Below are 17,516 nucleotides of genomic sequence, written 5' to 3'. Positions count from 1 at the left end.
ATGAAGCAGATTTTGTTCATGGATACAACGCTTCGTGATGGCGAACAATCACCAGGAGTAAATTTAAATGAACAAGAGAAGTTACAAATTGCTAGGCAATTAGAGAGGCTTGGTATTCATGTAATGGAAGCTGGATTCGCGGCAGCTTCCGAAGGTGACTTCCAATCGGTAAAACGCATCGCGAATACAATTCAAAACGCTACGGTTATGAGTTTAGCTAGAGCGAAAGAAAGTGACATTCGAAGAGCATATGAAGCTGTGAGAGGCGCTGTATCTCCTCGTCTACACGTATTTCTAGCTACGAGTGATATTCATATGAAATATAAACTTTGTATGTCAAAAGAAGATGTGTTAAATAGTATTCATCGCTCGGTTACGCTCGGAAAATCATTATTTCCGACAGTACAATTTTCTGCAGAAGATGCGACAAGAACATCGAGAGCATTTTTAGCTGAAGCAGTAGAAATTGCGATTCGAGCAGGAGCGAATGTAATTAATATTCCGGATACAGTTGGATATACAAATCCGGAAGAGTATTATTCTCTTTTTAAATACTTACAAGAATCCGTTCCATCATATGAAAAAGCGATTTTTTCTTGTCATTGTCACGATGATCTTGGTATGGCGGTAGCAAATTCGTTAGCTGCGGTTGAAGGGGGAGCAGTGCAAGTAGAAGGAACGATTAATGGCATTGGAGAAAGAGCAGGGAATGCAGCGTTAGAAGAAGTTGCAGTAGCTCTTCATATTAGAAAAGATTTTTATAAAGCAGAACCTTCGATGACTTTAAAAGAAATTAAGGCGACGAGTACATTAGTAAGCAGGTTAACGGGTATGGTTGTACCGAAAAATAAAGCAATCGTTGGAGCGAATGCATTTGCTCATGAATCAGGCATCCACCAAGATGGGGTTTTAAAAGAAGTAACAACTTATGAAATTATCGAACCAGCGCTTATAGGAGAATCTCAAAATCTCTTTGTACTTGGGAAACATTCTGGCCGTCATGCGTTTACGGAAAAAATGAAAGAGCTTGGTTATGAATTTACAAATGAAGAGCGAGATGCGGCATTCGAAGCATTTAAAAAACTGGCGGATCGTAAAAAGGAAATTACTGAGGAAGATTTACGCGCAATTATGCTTGGTGAAGCAGCATTTGCAGCCCAGCAATATAACATTACGCAATTACAAGTGCATTTCGTATCAAATAGTACACAATGCGCAACAGTTGTGCTGAAGGATGAGGAAGGAAATGTATATGAAGATGCAGCCACTGGTTCTGGTAGTATTGAAGCGATATACAATGCGATTCAAAGAATTTTAGGATTAGAATGTGAATTGGCAGATTATCGCATACAATCTATTACACAAGGTCAAGATGCACTTGCTCACGTTCATGTTGAATTAAAAGAAGGTAGTCACCAAATATCAGGTTTCGGAGTTGCGCAAGACGTATTGGAAGCGTCGGCGAGGGCTTATGTCCATGCAGCAGGGAAATTAAAATCTCTTATAGCGCTTGTGAAATAAATAATTGATAGGTGAGAGAAGCTTTCCTCACCTATCAAATTAAAGTTCTGAAAATTCAGTTAAAAGGAGTGTTAAAAATGGAAAAACGTATCGTTTGTTTAGCTGGTGATGGTGTCGGTCCAGAAGTAATGGAGAGTGCGAAGGAAGTATTGCATATGGTAGAAAGGCTATATGGACATCATTTTCATTTGCAAGATGAGTACTTTGGTGGTATTGCTATCGATTTAACTGGGCAACCATTACCACAGCGAACACTTGCCGCCTGTTTAGCGAGTGATGCGGTTTTACTTGGCGCAGTAGGTGGACCAAGGTGGGATAGTGCGAAAGAAAGGCCTGAGAAAGGATTATTAGCATTAAGAAAAGGACTCGGTGTATTTGCGAATGTTCGCCCTGTAACGGTAGAAAGTGCAACTGCACATTTATCACCATTAAAAAACGCTGATGAAATTGATTTCGTTGTCGTTCGTGAATTAACAGGCGGAATTTATTTTTCTTATCCGAAAGAGCGAACGGAAGAAGTGGCGACAGATACACTTACGTATCATCGCCATGAAATTGAACGTATCGTTTCGTATGCTTTTCAATTAGCAAATAAGCGGAAGAAAAAAGTAACATCTATTGATAAAGCGAATGTTTTAGAGTCTAGTAAATTATGGAGAACTGTGACAGAAGAAGTAGCACTTCGCTACCCAAATGTGGAAGTAGAACACATTTTAGTAGATGCAGCAGCTATGGAATTAATTCGGAATCCAGGAAGATTTGACGTTATTGTAACGGAAAATTTATTTGGTGATATTTTAAGTGATGAGGCTTCAGTATTAGCTGGATCATTAGGAATGCTTCCATCAGCAAGTCACGCTGAAAAGGGACCTTCATTATATGAGCCTATTCACGGATCAGCACCGGATATTGCGGGGAAAAATAAGGCGAATCCAATTGCGATGATGCGTTCTGTTGCAATGATGCTTGGGCAATCGTTCGGATTAACGAGAGAAGGAGATGCAATTGAAGAAGCAGTTTCTGCAGTCCTTAAATCAGGGAAATGTACAGCAGATATCGGGGGGACTGAAACGACAACTTCATTTACAAAGGCAGTTATTCAAGAAATGGAAGAGCAAGCGTTAGTAGGGAGAGGAAGATAATGGGAAAAAGGTTACTAGATAAGCTTTGGGAAAGACATGTAGTTGCGACTAATGAAAATGGATTGGATTTATTATATATCGATCTACATCTTGTTCATGAAGTAACGTCACCGCAAGCCTTTGAAGGCTTGCGGCTTACAAATCGAACAGTCCGCAGACCAGATTTAACATTTGCAACGATGGATCATAATATTCCAACGAAAGATGTTTGGAATATTACCGACCGCATTGCGAAGCAGCAACTAGATACACTTCGGCAAAACTGTAAACAATTTCAGGTGCCATTAGCGGATATCGGAGATGAAGAGCAAGGGATCGTTCATGTAATAGGACCAGAACTTGGACTCACACAGCCAGGAAAAACGATTGTTTGTGGTGATAGTCATACAGCAACACACGGTGCTTTTGGCGCACTAGCGTTTGGTATTGGTACGAGTGAAGTGGAACATGTATTGGCAACGCAAACGTTATGGCAACGAAAGCCGAAAGCGATGGGCATTGAGTTAAAAGGAAAGTTACCGCAAGGTGTCTATGCGAAAGATATTATTTTACACCTTCTTTCAAAGTACGGAGTAGCAGTTGGAACAGGTTACGTAATGGAATTTTACGGAGAGGCCATTCATGCTATGGATATGGAAGAGAGGATGACGCTTTGCAATATGGCAATTGAAGGGGGAGCAAAGGCTGGCATTATTGCACCAGATGAAAAAACGTTTGCTTACGTAAAAGGGCGTAAATATGCACCGAAAGACTATGAATCTATTAAGGAAAAATGGTCAGAACTTTATACAGATTTAGATGCAGTTTATGATTTACATATTCTAGTAGATGTTACGAATTTAGCGCCGTACGTTACGTGGGGAACAAATCCTAGTATGGGTGTTCGGATCGATGAGAAATTGCCAGAAAAGCATGATGCAAATGATGAAAGAGCGTTTTCTTATATGGGATTGAGTCCCGGACAAAGTACGTATGACATTCCAGTTCAACATGTTTTCATTGGATCTTGTACAAATTCCAGGCTTTCTGACTTAGAAATTGCTGCATCTGTCGTGAAAGGTAAAAAAGTAAAAGAAGGTGTGCGAGCACTTGTTGTACCTGGATCTCAAAGGGTAAGAGAAGCAGCGATGCATAAAGGATTACATCGCATATTTGAAGAAGCTGGATTTGAATGGAGAGAGCCCGGATGCTCAATGTGTCTAGGTATGAATCCAGATCAAGTGCCTGAAGGAGAACATTGTGCCTCTACGTCCAATCGCAATTTTGAAGGAAGACAAGGAAAGGGAGCACGAACGCATTTAGTTAGCCCGGCAATGGCGGCAGCAGCTGCGTTATATGGTCATTTTGTTGATATTAGAAAGGAGAGTTATGATGGAGCCATTTCGTATTCATAAAGGTACTGCCGCAGTACTGATGAATGATAACATTGATACGGATCAAATTATTCCGAAGCAATATTTAAAGAGAATTGAAAGAACTGGGTTTGGGAAGTTTTTATTTGATGAGTGGCGATATGATAATAATCGCCAAGAAAACCCTAATTTCCCGCTTAATGCACAAGAAAGAAAAGGAGCCAGCATATTAATCACAGGTGATAATTTTGGATGTGGCTCGTCTAGAGAACATGCTCCATGGGCACTTGCTGATTATGGTTTCCGCGTTATTATCGCTGGAGGATTTGCCGATATCTTTTATATGAATTGTATGAAGAATGGCATGTTACCGATTGTAATGGATAAAGATATGCGTGAACAACTTGCAAAAACAGATGCGAGGGAACAAATTACAGTTGATTTAGAAAATGAAATAATTATAACGAATATGCATAGATTCCATTTTACAATCGAGAAAATGTGGAAAGAGAAGTTATTGAATGGTTTAGATGAAATTAGTATTACAATGCAATATGAACAAGAAATAAAAGAGTATGAAAGAAAAGTGGCTTTACATTAAAAAAGTGACGGAATATTAAAAATGTATTTACATTCAAAATTAACTGTTATATACTATGTGAAAATCAGAGGAGAAAGGGAGTAAGTATTATGAATACAATAAAATCTATTACAATGCTTACACAACTACATCATCATACATGAAACCCTTGAACCTAGCGTGAAAACGTGTAGGTACAAGGGTTATTCCCGTTGTACCTACACTCTACTGAAGAGCCTTGTAGGTATTTTGTCTACAAGGCTCTTTTTATTTTCGGCTTAGGGGAATGAAATAGGCATACATTAGAAGGGGAAAGGTGTGAAAATTTAGATGACAAAATGGAAACGAGCAAACCCGAATGGAACGAGAGATTATTTATTCGAAGAATGTACGTTAATTGAAGAAGTGGAGCAAAAATTAAGGCTTACTTTTTTAGAGAGAGGTTATGAGGAAATAAGAACACCTACAATTGAATTTTATGATGTTTTTGCATTTCAAAATAGACCGATAGATGAAGAGAAGATGTATAAATTTTTTGATGAAAAGGGAAGGATTATCGTTTTACGTCCAGATATGACAATTCCTTTAGCAAGAGTGATTGGAACACAGAGATGGGATACGCCACTTAAAGTGACGTATAGCGGGAATGTATTTCGAGCGAATGAATCCCATTCTGGAAAATATAATGAAATCGTACAAAGTGGTATTGAAGTTATCGGGATTGATAATGTAAGAGCTGAAATTGAATGTGTAATAAGTGTCATTCAAGCACTTCAAAAGTTGAATGTGCAATCTTTTACAATTGAGATTGGGCAAGTACAGTTATATAAATGTATTGTAAAAAAGCTCTCCATCCATGATGAAGAAGAAAGAGTACTTAGAACGTATATAGAAAGTAAAAATTATGCTGCCCTCTCAAATTTTATCGGAGAAAAGAAATTAGATCGATGCGATGAGACAGTAAGATTACTTGAGAAATTACCAAGGCTATTTGGAAATTTAGAAGTTATTGAGGAGGCAGAAAAGCTTGCTTCAAGTAATGAAATGAAAATGGCAATTGCAAGAGTAAAAGAAATGTATGAAACAATTGAAACGTTAGGATATGGTTCTTACATATCAATTGATTTGGGCATGATTCAACACTTAGATTACTATACGGGTGTTATTTTCAAAGGATATATATATGAAATTGGAGAAGAAATCGTTAGTGGCGGAAGATACGATGAGCTAATTGGGAATTTTGGAGAAATGCTGCCAGCTGTTGGACTCGCGGTACAAGTAAATCAAATTGTGAAGGCGCTGCAAGAGCAGCAAGAACCATATGAACGAAATCAAATTGATATTGTGATTCATTATGAGTTAAATAGATTAGCGGAAGCAGAAAGGTTACGAAATTTACTTCGAAAGGATGGGAAAAATGCTTGGTTATCTCTATTCTCTAATTTAAGCGATACCTTTCAATTTGCAAGAAAAAATAAAATAGGAACGGTCGTTGAGGCAAAGAATGAATACTTAGTGGAATATGTATGGAATGAGAAATGGGTAGTCCAGAAAGAAGGAGAGGCTTCATGCGTAACATTCAAATTGCGTTAACGAAAGGAAGATTAGAAAAACATGTCATTCCACTTTTTGAGCAGATTGGAATTGATTGTTCCGAGCTCAAAAATAAAGGTCGGAAGCTTGTATTTCAAAGTAAAAATACAAATGTTTCATTTATTTTAGTAAAAGCGGTTGATGTTGCTACTTATGTAGAACATGGGGTAGCTGATATTGGCATCGTTGGAAAAGATATTTTAATGGAAAACGAGAAAGATATTTATGAAATGCTGGATTTAGGAGTGGGAATTTGTAAGTTTTGTGTTGCTTCTATTCCTACGTATAATCCGAAGAGTTACCGGAAGAAAAGAATCGCTACGAAATACCCCCATATTACTTCTACTTATTTTCATGATAAGGGAGAGGATGTAGAAATTATTAAGATAGAAGGTTCTGTAGAAATCGCTCCTCTTCTTGGATTGGCAGATGCGATTGTAGATATTGTTGAAACAGGAAAAACATTACAAGAGAATGGACTCATTGTATTTGAGGAAATGTACTTTATATCGGCTCGGATGATTGTAAATAAGGCAGCCTTAAAAACTAAAAAAGACGAAATATTCAGCATTATAAATATGATGGAGCAAGAAATCTTATCAGGGAAATAGGAGGATTTAAAATGGAAATCATTTATGAAGAATTTAAGGAGGCATTATCTAAAATAAAAGTGCTAAGAGAAAACGCTAATATAATAGAAGAAACTGTTCAAAGAAGTGTAAGAGAAATCATTAGACATGTAAGGGAAGGGAAAGATGAGGCTTTATCTTTCTATACAAAAAAGTTTGATGGTGTAGAGATGAAAAATTTTCGTGTAAGTGAAGAAGAAATACAGCAAGCGAGTATGTTTGTAGAGAATTCATTTTTAGAAGCTTTAAAAGAGGCGAAGAAAAACGTTGTTTCGTATCACGAAAAGCAAAAGAAGCACTCAATATTCGATTGTGAAAGTAAAGGGATAATTAGAGGGCAACTCATTCGGCCGTTAGAAAATGTAGGTGTATATGTACCGGGTGGGACAGCCTCATATCCTTCTTCAGTATTAATGAATGTATTGCCGGCGAAACTCGCAGGTGTGAAAAAGATTGTAATGGTAACACCGCCGAGGAAAGGAGGAATTGATCCACATATATTAGCTGCTGCAGATCTTGCGGGAGTAGATGAAATTTATACGATAGGTGGCGCACAAGCAATTGCTGCTTTAGCATACGGGACGGAATCGATTCCGAAAGTGGATAAAATAGTTGGACCGGGAAATTTGTACGTCGCTCTAGCGAAACGAGAAGTATACGGAATAGTAAATATCGATATGATTGCTGGTCCATCAGAAATTGTAGTTGTCGCGGATGAAACAGGTAATGCAAAATATATCGCAGCGGATTTATTATCGCAAGCAGAGCATGATGAGAGAGCAACGGCGATTTGTATTACAACGAATATGGAACTAGCTAAAGAAGTAGAAAAAGAGGTAGAAAGACAGTTAGAAACGTTACCAAGAAGTGAAATTGCACGTGAATCAATAAATAGAAATGGAGCCATCTTTATCGTTCCTTCTTTAGAGGAGGCGCTAAAGTTATCAAATGAAATTGCTCCAGAACATTTAGAGTTACATATAAAAGAACCAATGAATGCTCTAGATTATGTGAAACATGCAGGCTCTATTTTCCTTGGGCCATATTCACCTGAACCGCTCGGGGATTATTTAGCGGGACCGAATCATGTATTACCAACGAGCGGAACGGCAAGATTTTTTTCTCCGTTATCAGTCGATGATTTCGTGAAAAAATCAAGTTTTATTTCTTATACGGAGGAAGCATTAAAAAATGTACAGCATCATATTGTAGAGCTTGCAAATAAAGAAGGGTTACATGCACATGCGAGAGCAATCCAAATAAGGTTTGAGGAGGAAAAATAATGCGTCAGTCCAGTCAAGCACGTGAGACGACAGAAACAAAAATTAAATTAAATTTGCAGCTTGATGAAAGTACAAATGTATCTATTCAAACAGGAGTTGGTTTTTTCGATCATATGCTTACTTTATTTGCTAGACATGGAAGATTTGGATTGCAGGTTGAAGCAGAAGGTGATGTATTTGTCGATGCACATCACACCGTTGAAGATGTTGGAATTGTACTCGGAAATTGCTTGAAAGAAGCATTGCAAAACAAAGAGGGAATTAATCGTTACGGTTCTGCGTATGTACCGATGGATGAATCTTTAGGATTTGTCGCAATTGATATAAGTGGACGCTCATATTGTGTATTTCAAGGGGAATTAACAAATCCGAAGCTCGGGGATTTTGATACAGAATTGACGGAAGAATTTTTTAGAGCAGTTGCACATGCTGCCAATATTACATTACATGCGCGCGTTCTATACGGAAGTAATACACATCACAAAATTGAAGCATTATTTAAAGCTTTTGGTAGAGCGCTTAGAGAAGCGGTCGAAAAAAATGCCAACATTACTGGTGTAAATTCAACGAAAGGAATGTTGTAATTGATTGCCATTATAGATTATGGAATGGGGAATATTCGCAGTGTAGAGCAAGCATTAAAATATATTGGCGCAGAGTACATTGTAACGAGTGATAAAAAAGAGATATTGAGAAGCGATGGCGTGATTTTACCGGGAGTAGGTGCATTTCCGAAAGCGATGGACGTATTAGAAGAAAGAGATTTAGTGTGTGTACTAAAAGAGGTTTGTGATATAGGAAAACCACTCCTCGGTATATGTTTGGGCATGCAGCTTTTATTTGAACGAAGTGAGGAACTAAAAGATTGTAGCGGGTTAGGTTTACTACCAGGGGAAATTCGTAAGTTAAAAGTTTCGTATAAAATTCCTCATATGGGATGGAATGAATTAAGGAAGGAAAGAGAATTTCCGCTTTGGAATGGATTAGTGGATGGTTCTTTCGTGTATTATGTTCACTCATATTACGCGGATTGTCCAGATGAAATTGTATGCGGAGTAAGTGATTATGGAATGCAAGTACCAGGGTTTGTCGCGAAAGGAAATGTATTTGGTGCACAGTTTCATCCAGAAAAAAGTGGCGAAATTGGCATGCAAATATTAAAAAATTTTCAAGGGGTGGTAGAAGCATGGAAATCTTCCCAGCTATCGATTTAAAAGAAGGACGATGCGTTAGACTTTATCAAGGAGAGTTTAGTAAAGAAACGGTGATGAATGAAGATCCAGTAGCGCAGGCGATCATATTTGAAAAGCTTGGAGCGGAAATACTACACATTGTTGATTTAGACGGTGCAATTGCTGGCGAGTCTTTAAATTTGCCCGTCATTGAAAAAATCTGCAAGGCGGTACGTATTCCTGTGCAAGTGGGAGGAGGAATTCGTTCACTTGTAACGGTGGAGAAGTTATTGTCAGCAGGTGTAGAAAAAGTGATTTTAGGAACAGCAGCTCTTTATGATAAGTCATTTTTAGAGGAAGCAGTTCGTCTATATAAAGAGAAAATCATTGTTGGAATTGATGCGAAAAATGGTTTCGTAGCAACGAGAGGTTGGCTTGATCTATCTGAAATTTCTTACGTTAGTTTAGCGAAACAAATGGAAAGTTTAGGTGTTCAAACGATTGTGTTTACAGACATTTCGAAAGACGGGACGCTTGCAGGTCCAAATTTTGAACAATTAGCGATACTTCAAAAAAGTGTAGGCATTCGTCTCATCGCTTCTGGAGGAGTGGCATCTATTCAAGATGTGAAAAAGTTAAATGATATGAATATATATGGTGTCATAATTGGAAAGGCGCTTTACGAGAAAACGATTGATTTAGAAGAAGTATTACAGGTAACGAAGTTATGTTAGCGAAACGAATTATTCCATGTCTAGATGTGAAAGAAGGGCGAGTCGTAAAGGGTGTAAATTTTATAGGATTACAAGATGTCGGTGATCCGGTTGAAATAGCTGAAGCATATAACGAGGCAGGGGCAGATGAAATCGTATTTTTAGATATTACGGCGACTCATGAAGGAAGAAAAACGATTATAGATGTTGTAGAAAAAACAGCAGCAAAAGTATTTATTCCTCTTACGGTTGGCGGGGGGATATCAAGTGTGAAAGATATGTACAATTTACTAAGAGCTGGGGCAGACAAAGTTTCAATAAACTCAGCGGCAGTGCGAAACTCGAAGTTAATAGAAGAAGGGGCAGAACACTTTGGGTCACAATGTATTGTCGTGGCAATTGATGCTAGAAAAGTAGCAGAAGGTAAATGGAACGTATATGTCAACGGCGGAAGAGTTGACACAGGAATGGATGCCATAGAATGGGCGAAGCGTGTTGTTAAACTTGGGGCAGGTGAAATTTTGTTAACGAGTATGGATGCAGATGGAACGAAAAGCGGATATGACCTTCGTTTAACAGAAGAAATTTCAAAAAGTGTTTCTATTCCAGTCATCGCATCAGGAGGCTGTGGTCATACGAATCATATTATAGAAGTTTTTCAAAAGACAACGGTTGATGCAGCGTTAGCGGCATCCATCTTTCATTATGGTGAGGCGACAGTGCAGAGTGTAAAGCGAAAATTAAGAGATGCAAATATTGAGGTGCGGTTATGAAACCTAATTTTTCAAAAGGATTAATACCGGCAATTGTCATCGAAGAAGGTACGAAAGACGTTTTAATGCTAGCTTATATGAATGAAGAAGCATATAAAAAAACGTTAGAGACGAAAAGAACATGGTTTTATTCTCGTTCGAGGCAGTCGTTATGGAATAAGGGGGAAACATCAGGGAATGTTCAATATGTGCAATCTTTATATTTAGATTGTGATCAAGATTCAATTGTTGTGAATGTGAAACAAGTAGGACCTGCTTGTCATACGGGAGAGAAGACATGTTTTCACTATCAAATTATATAGGGGGATACATATGGAAAATGCCTTTAAGTTGCTGTATAAAACAATTGAAGAACGAAAGGGAAGCCCACTTCCTGAATCGTATACAAATTATTTATTTTCAAAAGGAGAAGATAAAATTTTAAAGAAGATTGGTGAAGAGTGTGCTGAAGTAATTATCGCATGTAAAAATAATGATAAAGAAGAAGTAGTGAAAGAAATGGTTGATGTATTTTATCACTGTTTCGTTTTATTAGCTGAAAAAAATATTGCATTGGAAGATGTGATGCGAGAGGTGAAAGAACGAAATGGAAAGCTTTCGAGAGTTGGGGATAGAAGGGAAATAGATACATTATAAGGGGGAATGTATATGAAAGTAGATTATCATCTTCACTTAGAAGAAGGACCGTATTCAATAGGATGGCTTGCTAAAATAAATGAAGCGTTGGAATGTTATGAACCGCTTCAAGAAAGACATTCTATTGATTGGCTTATGAAAACACAAGAGCGTTTGCAAAAGCGTGTGAAGGAAGGGCCATTTACAACAGAATGGATAGATCTATATTTAGAAGAAGCTGTGCGAAAAGGAATAAAAGAAGTGGGAATTGTTGATCATCTATATCGTTTTCATGAAGCAAAAGGATATTATGAAAAATATGTAGATATTAGTGATTCTAAGCTCGGTCGTATACAGAAAGAATGGTTAGATCAAGTAAGGGTAGTTTCACTGTATGATTTTACAAAGGCAATTGAAGAGGCGAAAGAACGATGGGGGAAAAGAGGTGTCACACTTAAACTTGGAATTGAAGCGGATTATTTTATTGGTTGTGAAGGAGAGTTAAAAGAATTATTAGCGCTAGGAGACTTTGATTATGTAATTGGTTCCGTTCATTTTCTAAATGGCTGGGGGTTTGATAATCCAGATACGAAGGAATATTTTGAGGTGCATGACCTACGCGCATTATATGATATGTTTTTTAAAACAGTTGAGAGTGCGATTCGTACCGAGTTATTTGATATTATCGCTCATCTTGATAATATAAAGGTATTTAATTATCGATTGGATGAGAATGAACAGCTTTCTTATTATGAGGAAATTGCCTGTGCATTAGTAGAAACGAATACGGCAACAGAAATAAATGCAGGATTATACTATCGTTATCCTGTTCGTGAAATGTGCCCAAGTCCACTATATTTACAAGTATTAGCTAAGTATGGTGTTCCAATTACGATTTCTTCGGATGCCCATTACCCAAATGATTTAGGGAATTATGTACAAGAAAATATACAAACATTACGAGCTCACGGTGTTACTCAGGTTGCAACATTTACGAAGCGAGCAAGAGTAATGAGGTCGCTTGAAGAAGAAGTAACAAATTCAAAATGAAACGCAATTTTTTGATGAAAACTGTCCTTTTTGTTCAAAATAAGAAAGAATGAAAAGGAGGGTAAGAAATGGCGAAACAACAAAACAAACAAAATGTACAAGGTGCACAGCAACAAGCTTATACTTCTGAAACGAATGCTGCATCTCAATCGGTTATTGAGGAGCAAATTAGCGATACGGTTGCAGAAGGAACTATTGATGTGAAGCTCGGAAAAGAATCGCAGGAAAAAGCGTAAGAAGAGGGGAGAGTTGCATCTCCTCTTTTTTCATGGAAAAGTGTCGATTTTCAAAACTATAATCAAATTCCTTGGTTTTTATATGTGGATTTCTTACAATGAAATATAAGAGATGTCTTATTTTCTATAGAAGAGGTGTTAGTAGTGGCAAAAATATTAGTAGCGGGAAAAATTCCGGAAATTGGATTAGAACTATTAAAAGATCATAATGTAGAAATGTACAATAAAGAGGAGTTAATTTCTATAGATGAATTAACAGAGCGTGTAAAAGATAAAGATGCATTGTTAAGTTTACTTTCGACAAAGGTGCCAAAAGAAGTTATTGATGCAGCGCCTCATTTAAAGATTGTTGCAAACTATGGGGCTGGTTACGACAATATTGATTACACGTATGCGGGCGAAAAAGGAATTGCAGTTACGAATACACCGAAAGTATCAACGGAAGCGACTGCAGAATTAACATTTGCACTTCTTTTAGCAGCGGCGCGTAGAATTCCTGAAGGGGATACGTTATGTCGTACGACTGGATTTAACGGATGGGCACCGTTATTTTTCTTAGGACGAGAAGTCCATGGTAAGACAATCGGAATTATAGGTCTTGGAGAAATCGGGAAGGCTGTTGCAAAACGTGCGAAAGCATTTGGAATGGATGTTTTATATACAGGGCCAAATCGTAAGCTTGAAGCTGAAAGTGAACTGGGAGCAACGTATGTGACGTTGGAAGAATTATTACAAACAGCAGACTTTATTACAATTAACTGTGCTTATAATCCGAAATTACATCATATGATTGATGAAGAGCAGTTTAAAATGATGAAGAAAACAGCGTATATTGTAAATGCTTCACGTGGACCAATTATGAATGAAGCAGCACTTGCTCATGCATTAAAAACGAATGAAATTGAAGGAGCAGCTCTTGACGTGTTTGAATTTGAACCGAAAATTACAGAAGAGCTAAAAGAATTAAAGAATGTAGTACTTGCTCCACACGTAGGGAATGCAACATTTGAAACTCGTGATGCGATGGCTGAAATGGCTGTCAGAAATATTTTAGCTGTATTAAACGGCGAAGAGCCAGTAACACCTGTAAATCAAAAGGTATTAGTTACAAAATAAAAAGAAACCTTCCGGACTCGGAAGGTTTTCTTATTTTTCTTTATTCGCTTTTTTAGACGGTCTTTGTCTAATGAATTGAGATAACATGTACAAAATATATAGTGGAATGGCAATGAATAAGAAAACAGAAAAATTTCCAAATCCTGTTTGATACATTGTAATAATGATTCCAACTAAAAATAGTGTAATAATGATGCTATATCGTGGAATTGGTACATCTTTTAAACTTGGGATACGAATGCGGCTCACCATTAAAAATGCGAACGTTACAAATACGGTAATAAGAACGATTTTTGGAATGGTATGTGAAAATAATGTTAAGAAAGCAACAAGCCCTCCCGCTGCTGTAATCGGTACTCCAGTGAAATATTTCATTGAAGTAGAAGATGGTGTTACATTAAATCGTGCTAAACGATATGCTCCGAAAAGAGGGAATAATCCCGCTATGTATAATCCGATGATTCCGTAGTTTGAGAAAGATGTGTAATACATTAAAACAGCTGGTGCTGCACCAAATGTTACGACATCTGCAAGCGAGTCGAGCTCTTTTCCCATTTGTGAATCAACACGTAATAAACGAGCAACACGACCATCAAGACTATCTAACATCATCCCGATAAGTACTAAAATAGCAGCTGATTTATAATATCCTAAAGATGCATAGCCGATTGATAAAAATCCGCTATATAAATTTCCGAGCGTAAATAAGTTTGGAATAGCTGCTCTATACAAAATCTGATCCCTTGCTTTCTGTAATAAATTCTTAATTAGTGTATGAAAGTTTACTTATTTTATCATACCATAAATTTATTCCTCATACGAAAGAAATTACCAATTTGTGAAAGATTTCATAGAAGGATGGTTCGAAAATTAAGTGAAAATAAAAAGAGGAAGCAACTTGTATAAAGTTGCTTCCTTTACTATTCAAATTTCGTTGTCATCGTTCCGGTTTTATATCGATTATTAGGATCGAAGCGTAATAAATCTCCATAAATTAATTTATCGGAGAGTTTTAATTCTGTTTTTGCTTTTTCAATATACGGCTGACATAACGTCATGTCAGCTTCTTCACCCGTACTTCTTTTGTAGCACATATTTTTTGTATAAACATACTCTTCAGAAACAAAGCTACCATCACGCATTACCATAAGCGGGTCTTTCTCTTTAATAAATAAGTCAGTTCCAAATTCAACGGATTTATTTGTTTTAATACCAAGTAAATGAAGGAGCGTTGGCTTAATATCAATTTGACCGGATACTTTAGAAACAACTTTTCCTTCTTGGCCAGGCACATGAATAATAAGAGGGACTCGTTGTAATTGCATAGAATCGAATGGTGTAATAGTATCTTTTCCTAGGAACTGTGCCATAGCTGCGTTATGGTTTTCGGAAATACCGTAATGATCACCATAAATGACAATAACGGAATTATCATATAATCCTTCTTCTTTTAATTGTTGAATAAATAATTTAAGAGCTTCATCTGTGTAACGAACAGTTGGGAAGTAGCGGTTTACAACACCACTTTCCGAGTTGAATTCATCAACATATTGATCTTCCGGATTTAGAAGAAACGGAAAATGATTTGTTAATGTAATAAATTTTGTATAGAACGGTTGCGGTAAAGATTTTAACTTTGGAATAGATTGTTCAAAGAACTCTTTATCTTTTAATCCCCAACCGACAGACATTTGCTCCGTTCCTGCGTAATCATTTAAATTAAAATAACGATCATATCCAAGCGCAGGATACATTACATCCCGATTCCAAAACGTTTTATCGTTTGAATGGAAGACGGCAGAAGAATATCCGTATTTCTTTAATTGTTCTGGTGTCGCTGTGTATTCATTTGTTGCATGAGTAAAGAATACAGAACCACGATCTAGTGGATAAAGTGAGTTTTCAACGATAAATTCAGCATCAGAAGTTTTGCCTTGTCCAGTTTGATGATAGAAGTTATCGAAATAGAAACTATCCTTAATAAATTCATTTAAAAATGGTGTAATTTCTTTTCCATTTATTTTTTTATTAATAACAAAGTTTTGTGTAGATTCCATTGAAATTAAAATTACATTTTTACCTTTTGCAGCTCCAAATAAGTTCTTATCAACTTGTTTGTCTTTTGAGTCTGTATAGTTTTTAATTTCAGAAAACCCATCCCCACTTGCAAATACACGCTCAGCTGAAGACTTGGATTGAAGCGTAATGTCAAATAGATGGTATGTGTATAAACCTAAATTCTTCACGACAGTTTGACGGTCAAATGAGCGCGAGAACATTTGTGGTTTATAAATAACTGATACAACAATTTGTAGTGCTAATAAAGCTGTTACACCGCTAAAGAAAGTTCGCTTCTCTGAGCGGGAAAGTGGTGTTTTGTCGCCAAATGATGGGAATTTACGTGAAATAAACATTAAAATAATTGCATCTGCAAATAAAAGTAATGTTTTGTACGTAAAGAGTTCTTTTATACTTGTCCCTAAATCAGCCATATTGTTTGTTTGGAATAAAATCGGGAAAGTAACGAAATCGTTATAGAACCCATAAAACATTGCGTTTCCAAATAAAATAAATGACAGTATAAAACTGATTCCAATTATAATTCGGTTTCGGTGCTTAGATGCAAGTAAAGCTAAGCCGAAAAATAAAAGTAACGCAGCTAGTGGATTGATAAAAAGCATGAATTCTTCAAAGAAATTATCAATTTTAATATCAAATGCTAGCTTGTACACAATATATGTTTTAATCCATAGTAAAACGACTGCAACGAGTGCAAATCGCAGTTTTGGAAACAGATGTTGTAGCATAATATACTCCTCTCCTAAAAAGCATGACAGTTCTTGTGAGTCAGTTTGCTTAACGACTCATTTTATATATACGAACAGTCCTTTGTTATTATGATTATTATACTATGAGTATCATTATACGAAAATAAAAGAAGGTTGTGGGCTTTTTTATAATAATCGAGTAGAAAAAGAGTGGTGGGAGACAATAAAACAGAATTTCTATGTATGATAATTATCGTACGCAGAAAGAATCGCGTGATAATACGGAGGTTATAATGCGAAAATTATTATATTTTATAGCATGCAGTAGTGTTATACTTTTTACTTCACCGAGTGTGTCGGTAGCCCAATATGATGCACCTCTTATGGAAGATGCACTTTATTCTGTTTTATTTCCAAAAATAAATAAAGCAATTGAAAAACAATATGGAAGTTTGAAACCTTATCAATGTCCTAAAATTATTAGTTTAAAAAAAGTGTATAGCGGTACATATTTATTTCAAGCAAGTATTGAAGTGACAAAGTATGAACGTGTTGCTGGGAAAATTGCTCCACCATTTGAGAAGGTAACGATTACATTTAATAACGAAGAAGGCGAATGGGAAGTGACAAAGATTTCAGTAAAGCGCTTACCAAATGATACGAAACTAAACTGTAAAAAAACAATATAAAAAATTGTTTGACAAATAAAATGGTCCTTTGGTATTGTTAATAGCAACAATTAGATGTTTGAAAATTAAATAGACTTACCTCATCTACTCTCAAAGGTAGAGGCCGCGATAGGAAAGAGTAAGCTATGGGAGATTTAATGGAATCTGTGATCATAGGTTGAAAGGGACTATTGCCGAAATATAAGAATAACCATCTTATTCATATATTGGGACTGCATTGAATAAATGTAGTACTGTCATAAGATTTATTTTATGGAGAGCTATTTGGAGATGTTGATGCGGTT

19 protein-coding genes and 1 riboswitch are annotated in these 17,516 nt (G+C 36.6%); of the genes, 17 read left to right on the top strand and 2 right to left on the bottom strand.

All coding sequences use genetic code 11. From position 1 onward, the window contains the following. The 16 genes from leuA (at nucleotide 1) to IQ781_RS08400 (ending at nucleotide 13,775) form a co-directional block, all read left to right on the top strand. Nucleotides 1-1,521, top strand: a complete 1,521-nt coding sequence (gene leuA / locus IQ781_RS08475) for a 2-isopropylmalate synthase (protein ID WP_000809600.1) — start codon at nucleotides 1-3, stop codon at nucleotides 1,519-1,521. A gap of 77 nt (nucleotides 1,522-1,598) precedes the next feature. Then, a complete protein-coding gene (gene leuB, locus IQ781_RS08470) occupies nucleotides 1,599-2,663 on the top strand; it encodes a 3-isopropylmalate dehydrogenase (RefSeq protein ID WP_000415363.1) in 1,065 nt (354 codons plus the stop codon). Further along, nucleotides 2,663-4,057, top strand: a complete 1,395-nt coding sequence (gene leuC, locus IQ781_RS08465; protein WP_063220220.1) for a 3-isopropylmalate dehydratase large subunit — start codon at nucleotides 2,663-2,665, stop codon at nucleotides 4,055-4,057. The genes leuB and leuC overlap by 1 nt, the downstream gene beginning before the upstream one ends. Beyond that, a complete protein-coding gene (gene leuD, locus IQ781_RS08460) occupies nucleotides 4,035-4,616 on the top strand; it encodes a 3-isopropylmalate dehydratase small subunit (RefSeq protein WP_000433187.1) in 582 nt (193 codons plus the stop codon). Before leuC ends, leuD begins: the two co-directional genes overlap by 23 nt. Nucleotides 4,617-4,925: 309 nt before the next feature. After that, a complete protein-coding gene (locus tag IQ781_RS08455; RefSeq protein WP_000170300.1) occupies nucleotides 4,926-6,188 on the top strand; it encodes an ATP phosphoribosyltransferase regulatory subunit in 1,263 nt (420 codons plus the stop codon). After that, nucleotides 6,164-6,799, top strand: a complete 636-nt coding sequence (hisG, locus tag IQ781_RS08450) for an ATP phosphoribosyltransferase (protein ID WP_001244493.1) — start codon at nucleotides 6,164-6,166, stop codon at nucleotides 6,797-6,799. The genes IQ781_RS08455 and hisG overlap by 25 nt, the downstream gene beginning before the upstream one ends. A gap of 11 nt (nucleotides 6,800-6,810) precedes the next feature. Beyond that, on the top strand, nucleotides 6,811-8,100 hold the full coding sequence (gene hisD / locus IQ781_RS08445) for a histidinol dehydrogenase (protein WP_000402933.1): 1,290 nt from the start codon (nucleotides 6,811-6,813) through the stop codon (nucleotides 8,098-8,100). Further along, nucleotides 8,100-8,684 carry an imidazoleglycerol-phosphate dehydratase HisB gene (hisB, locus tag IQ781_RS08440; protein ID WP_001249949.1) on the top strand — a complete coding sequence of 195 codons (585 nt, stop codon included), beginning with the start codon at nucleotides 8,100-8,102 and terminating at the stop codon, nucleotides 8,682-8,684. The genes hisD and hisB overlap by 1 nt, the downstream gene beginning before the upstream one ends. After that, nucleotides 8,685-9,314: an imidazole glycerol phosphate synthase subunit HisH gene (gene hisH / locus IQ781_RS08435; protein WP_000560360.1), complete on the top strand. Its 630-nt coding sequence runs from the start codon at nucleotides 8,685-8,687 to the stop codon at nucleotides 9,312-9,314. Then, nucleotides 9,287-10,006, top strand: a complete 720-nt coding sequence (gene hisA, locus IQ781_RS08430) for a 1-(5-phosphoribosyl)-5-[(5-phosphoribosylamino)methylideneamino]imidazole-4-carboxamide isomerase (RefSeq protein WP_000402298.1) — start codon at nucleotides 9,287-9,289, stop codon at nucleotides 10,004-10,006. The genes hisH and hisA overlap by 28 nt, the downstream gene beginning before the upstream one ends. Further along, nucleotides 10,000-10,758, top strand: a complete 759-nt coding sequence (gene hisF / locus IQ781_RS08425; RefSeq protein ID WP_000880111.1) for an imidazole glycerol phosphate synthase subunit HisF — start codon at nucleotides 10,000-10,002, stop codon at nucleotides 10,756-10,758. The genes hisA and hisF overlap by 7 nt, the downstream gene beginning before the upstream one ends. Beyond that, nucleotides 10,755-11,060, top strand: coding sequence for a phosphoribosyl-AMP cyclohydrolase (hisI, locus tag IQ781_RS08420; RefSeq protein WP_000803956.1), 306 nt, complete (start codon nucleotides 10,755-10,757; stop codon nucleotides 11,058-11,060). Before hisF ends, hisI begins: the two co-directional genes overlap by 4 nt. Nucleotides 11,061-11,070: 10 nt before the next feature. Beyond that, nucleotides 11,071-11,394 carry a phosphoribosyl-ATP diphosphatase gene (gene hisE, locus IQ781_RS08415; RefSeq protein ID WP_000426358.1) on the top strand — a complete coding sequence of 108 codons (324 nt, stop codon included), beginning with the start codon at nucleotides 11,071-11,073 and terminating at the stop codon, nucleotides 11,392-11,394. Nucleotides 11,395-11,406: 12 nt separating this feature from the next. Beyond that, nucleotides 11,407-12,423: a histidinol phosphate phosphatase domain-containing protein gene (locus IQ781_RS08410; protein ID WP_000861836.1), complete on the top strand. Its 1,017-nt coding sequence runs from the start codon at nucleotides 11,407-11,409 to the stop codon at nucleotides 12,421-12,423. A 68-nt stretch (nucleotides 12,424-12,491) separates the two neighbouring features. Then, the gene (locus IQ781_RS08405; RefSeq protein ID WP_001118878.1) at nucleotides 12,492-12,659 is read left to right on the top strand and encodes a YozQ family protein; all 168 of its coding nucleotides are present in this window, start codon (nucleotides 12,492-12,494) and stop codon (nucleotides 12,657-12,659) included. A gap of 144 nt (nucleotides 12,660-12,803) precedes the next feature. Next, a complete protein-coding gene (locus tag IQ781_RS08400) occupies nucleotides 12,804-13,775 on the top strand; it encodes an NAD(P)-dependent oxidoreductase (RefSeq protein ID WP_001062858.1) in 972 nt (323 codons plus the stop codon). A gap of 30 nt (nucleotides 13,776-13,805) precedes the next feature. Here the strand turns inward: IQ781_RS08400 and pssA are convergent, their stop codons facing one another. Both pssA and IQ781_RS08390 read right to left on the bottom strand, forming a co-directional pair. Continuing rightward, nucleotides 13,806-14,507: a CDP-diacylglycerol--serine O-phosphatidyltransferase gene (gene pssA, locus IQ781_RS08395; protein ID WP_000285417.1), complete on the bottom strand. Its 702-nt coding sequence runs from the start codon at nucleotides 14,505-14,507 to the stop codon at nucleotides 13,806-13,808. A gap of 188 nt (nucleotides 14,508-14,695) precedes the next feature. Further along, complete coding sequence (locus tag IQ781_RS08390) at nucleotides 14,696-16,582, bottom strand: LTA synthase family protein (protein WP_242808283.1); 1,887 nt, start codon at nucleotides 16,580-16,582, stop codon at nucleotides 14,696-14,698. Between the two features lie 254 nt (nucleotides 16,583-16,836). Between IQ781_RS08390 and IQ781_RS08385 the strand changes: the two genes are divergently transcribed. Then, nucleotides 16,837-17,232: a DUF3888 domain-containing protein gene (locus IQ781_RS08385; protein WP_001228823.1), complete on the top strand. Its 396-nt coding sequence runs from the start codon at nucleotides 16,837-16,839 to the stop codon at nucleotides 17,230-17,232. 89 nt (nucleotides 17,233-17,321) lie between these two features. Then, nucleotides 17,322-17,503, top strand: a riboswitch (Lysine riboswitch). Nucleotides 17,504-17,516: the final 13 nt, after the last annotated feature.

It is taken from the genome of Bacillus sp. N447-1, assembly GCF_022701035.1.
In the GTDB taxonomy this organism is placed as follows: domain Bacteria; phylum Bacillota; class Bacilli; order Bacillales; family Bacillaceae_G; genus Bacillus_A; species Bacillus_A cereus.
This window is presented reverse-complemented; position numbering and strand designations above follow the sequence as displayed.

What these genes read in the sequence shown, in the direction of transcription:
- IQ781_RS08405 (WP_001118878.1), top strand. Translation starts at nt 12,492, where the DNA reads ATGGCGAAACAACAAAACAAACAAAATGTACAAGGTGCACAGCAACAA.
- hisG (WP_001244493.1), top strand. Translation starts at nt 6,164, where the DNA reads ATGCGTAACATTCAAATTGCGTTAACGAAAGGAAGATTAGAAAAACAT.
- leuB (WP_000415363.1), top strand. Translation starts at nt 1,599, where the DNA reads ATGGAAAAACGTATCGTTTGTTTAGCTGGTGATGGTGTCGGTCCAGAA.
- hisB (WP_001249949.1), top strand. Translation starts at nt 8,100, where the DNA reads ATGCGTCAGTCCAGTCAAGCACGTGAGACGACAGAAACAAAAATTAAA.
- hisD (WP_000402933.1), top strand. Translation starts at nt 6,811, where the DNA reads ATGGAAATCATTTATGAAGAATTTAAGGAGGCATTATCTAAAATAAAA.
- leuA (WP_000809600.1), top strand. Translation starts at nt 1, where the DNA reads ATGAAGCAGATTTTGTTCATGGATACAACGCTTCGTGATGGCGAACAA.
- hisE (WP_000426358.1), top strand. Translation starts at nt 11,071, where the DNA reads ATGGAAAATGCCTTTAAGTTGCTGTATAAAACAATTGAAGAACGAAAG.
- IQ781_RS08390 (WP_242808283.1), bottom strand. Translation starts at nt 16,582, where the DNA reads ATGCTACAACATCTGTTTCCAAAACTGCGATTTGCACTCGTTGCAGTC.
- IQ781_RS08410 (WP_000861836.1), top strand. Translation starts at nt 11,407, where the DNA reads ATGAAAGTAGATTATCATCTTCACTTAGAAGAAGGACCGTATTCAATA.
- IQ781_RS08385 (WP_001228823.1), top strand. Translation starts at nt 16,837, where the DNA reads ATGCGAAAATTATTATATTTTATAGCATGCAGTAGTGTTATACTTTTT.
- hisA (WP_000402298.1), top strand. Translation starts at nt 9,287, where the DNA reads ATGGAAATCTTCCCAGCTATCGATTTAAAAGAAGGACGATGCGTTAGA.
- leuC (WP_063220220.1), top strand. Translation starts at nt 2,663, where the DNA reads ATGGGAAAAAGGTTACTAGATAAGCTTTGGGAAAGACATGTAGTTGCG.
- leuD (WP_000433187.1), top strand. Translation starts at nt 4,035, where the DNA reads ATGGAGCCATTTCGTATTCATAAAGGTACTGCCGCAGTACTGATGAAT.
- hisF (WP_000880111.1), top strand. Translation starts at nt 10,000, where the DNA reads ATGTTAGCGAAACGAATTATTCCATGTCTAGATGTGAAAGAAGGGCGA.
- hisI (WP_000803956.1), top strand. Translation starts at nt 10,755, where the DNA reads ATGAAACCTAATTTTTCAAAAGGATTAATACCGGCAATTGTCATCGAA.
- IQ781_RS08455 (WP_000170300.1), top strand. Translation starts at nt 4,926, where the DNA reads ATGACAAAATGGAAACGAGCAAACCCGAATGGAACGAGAGATTATTTA.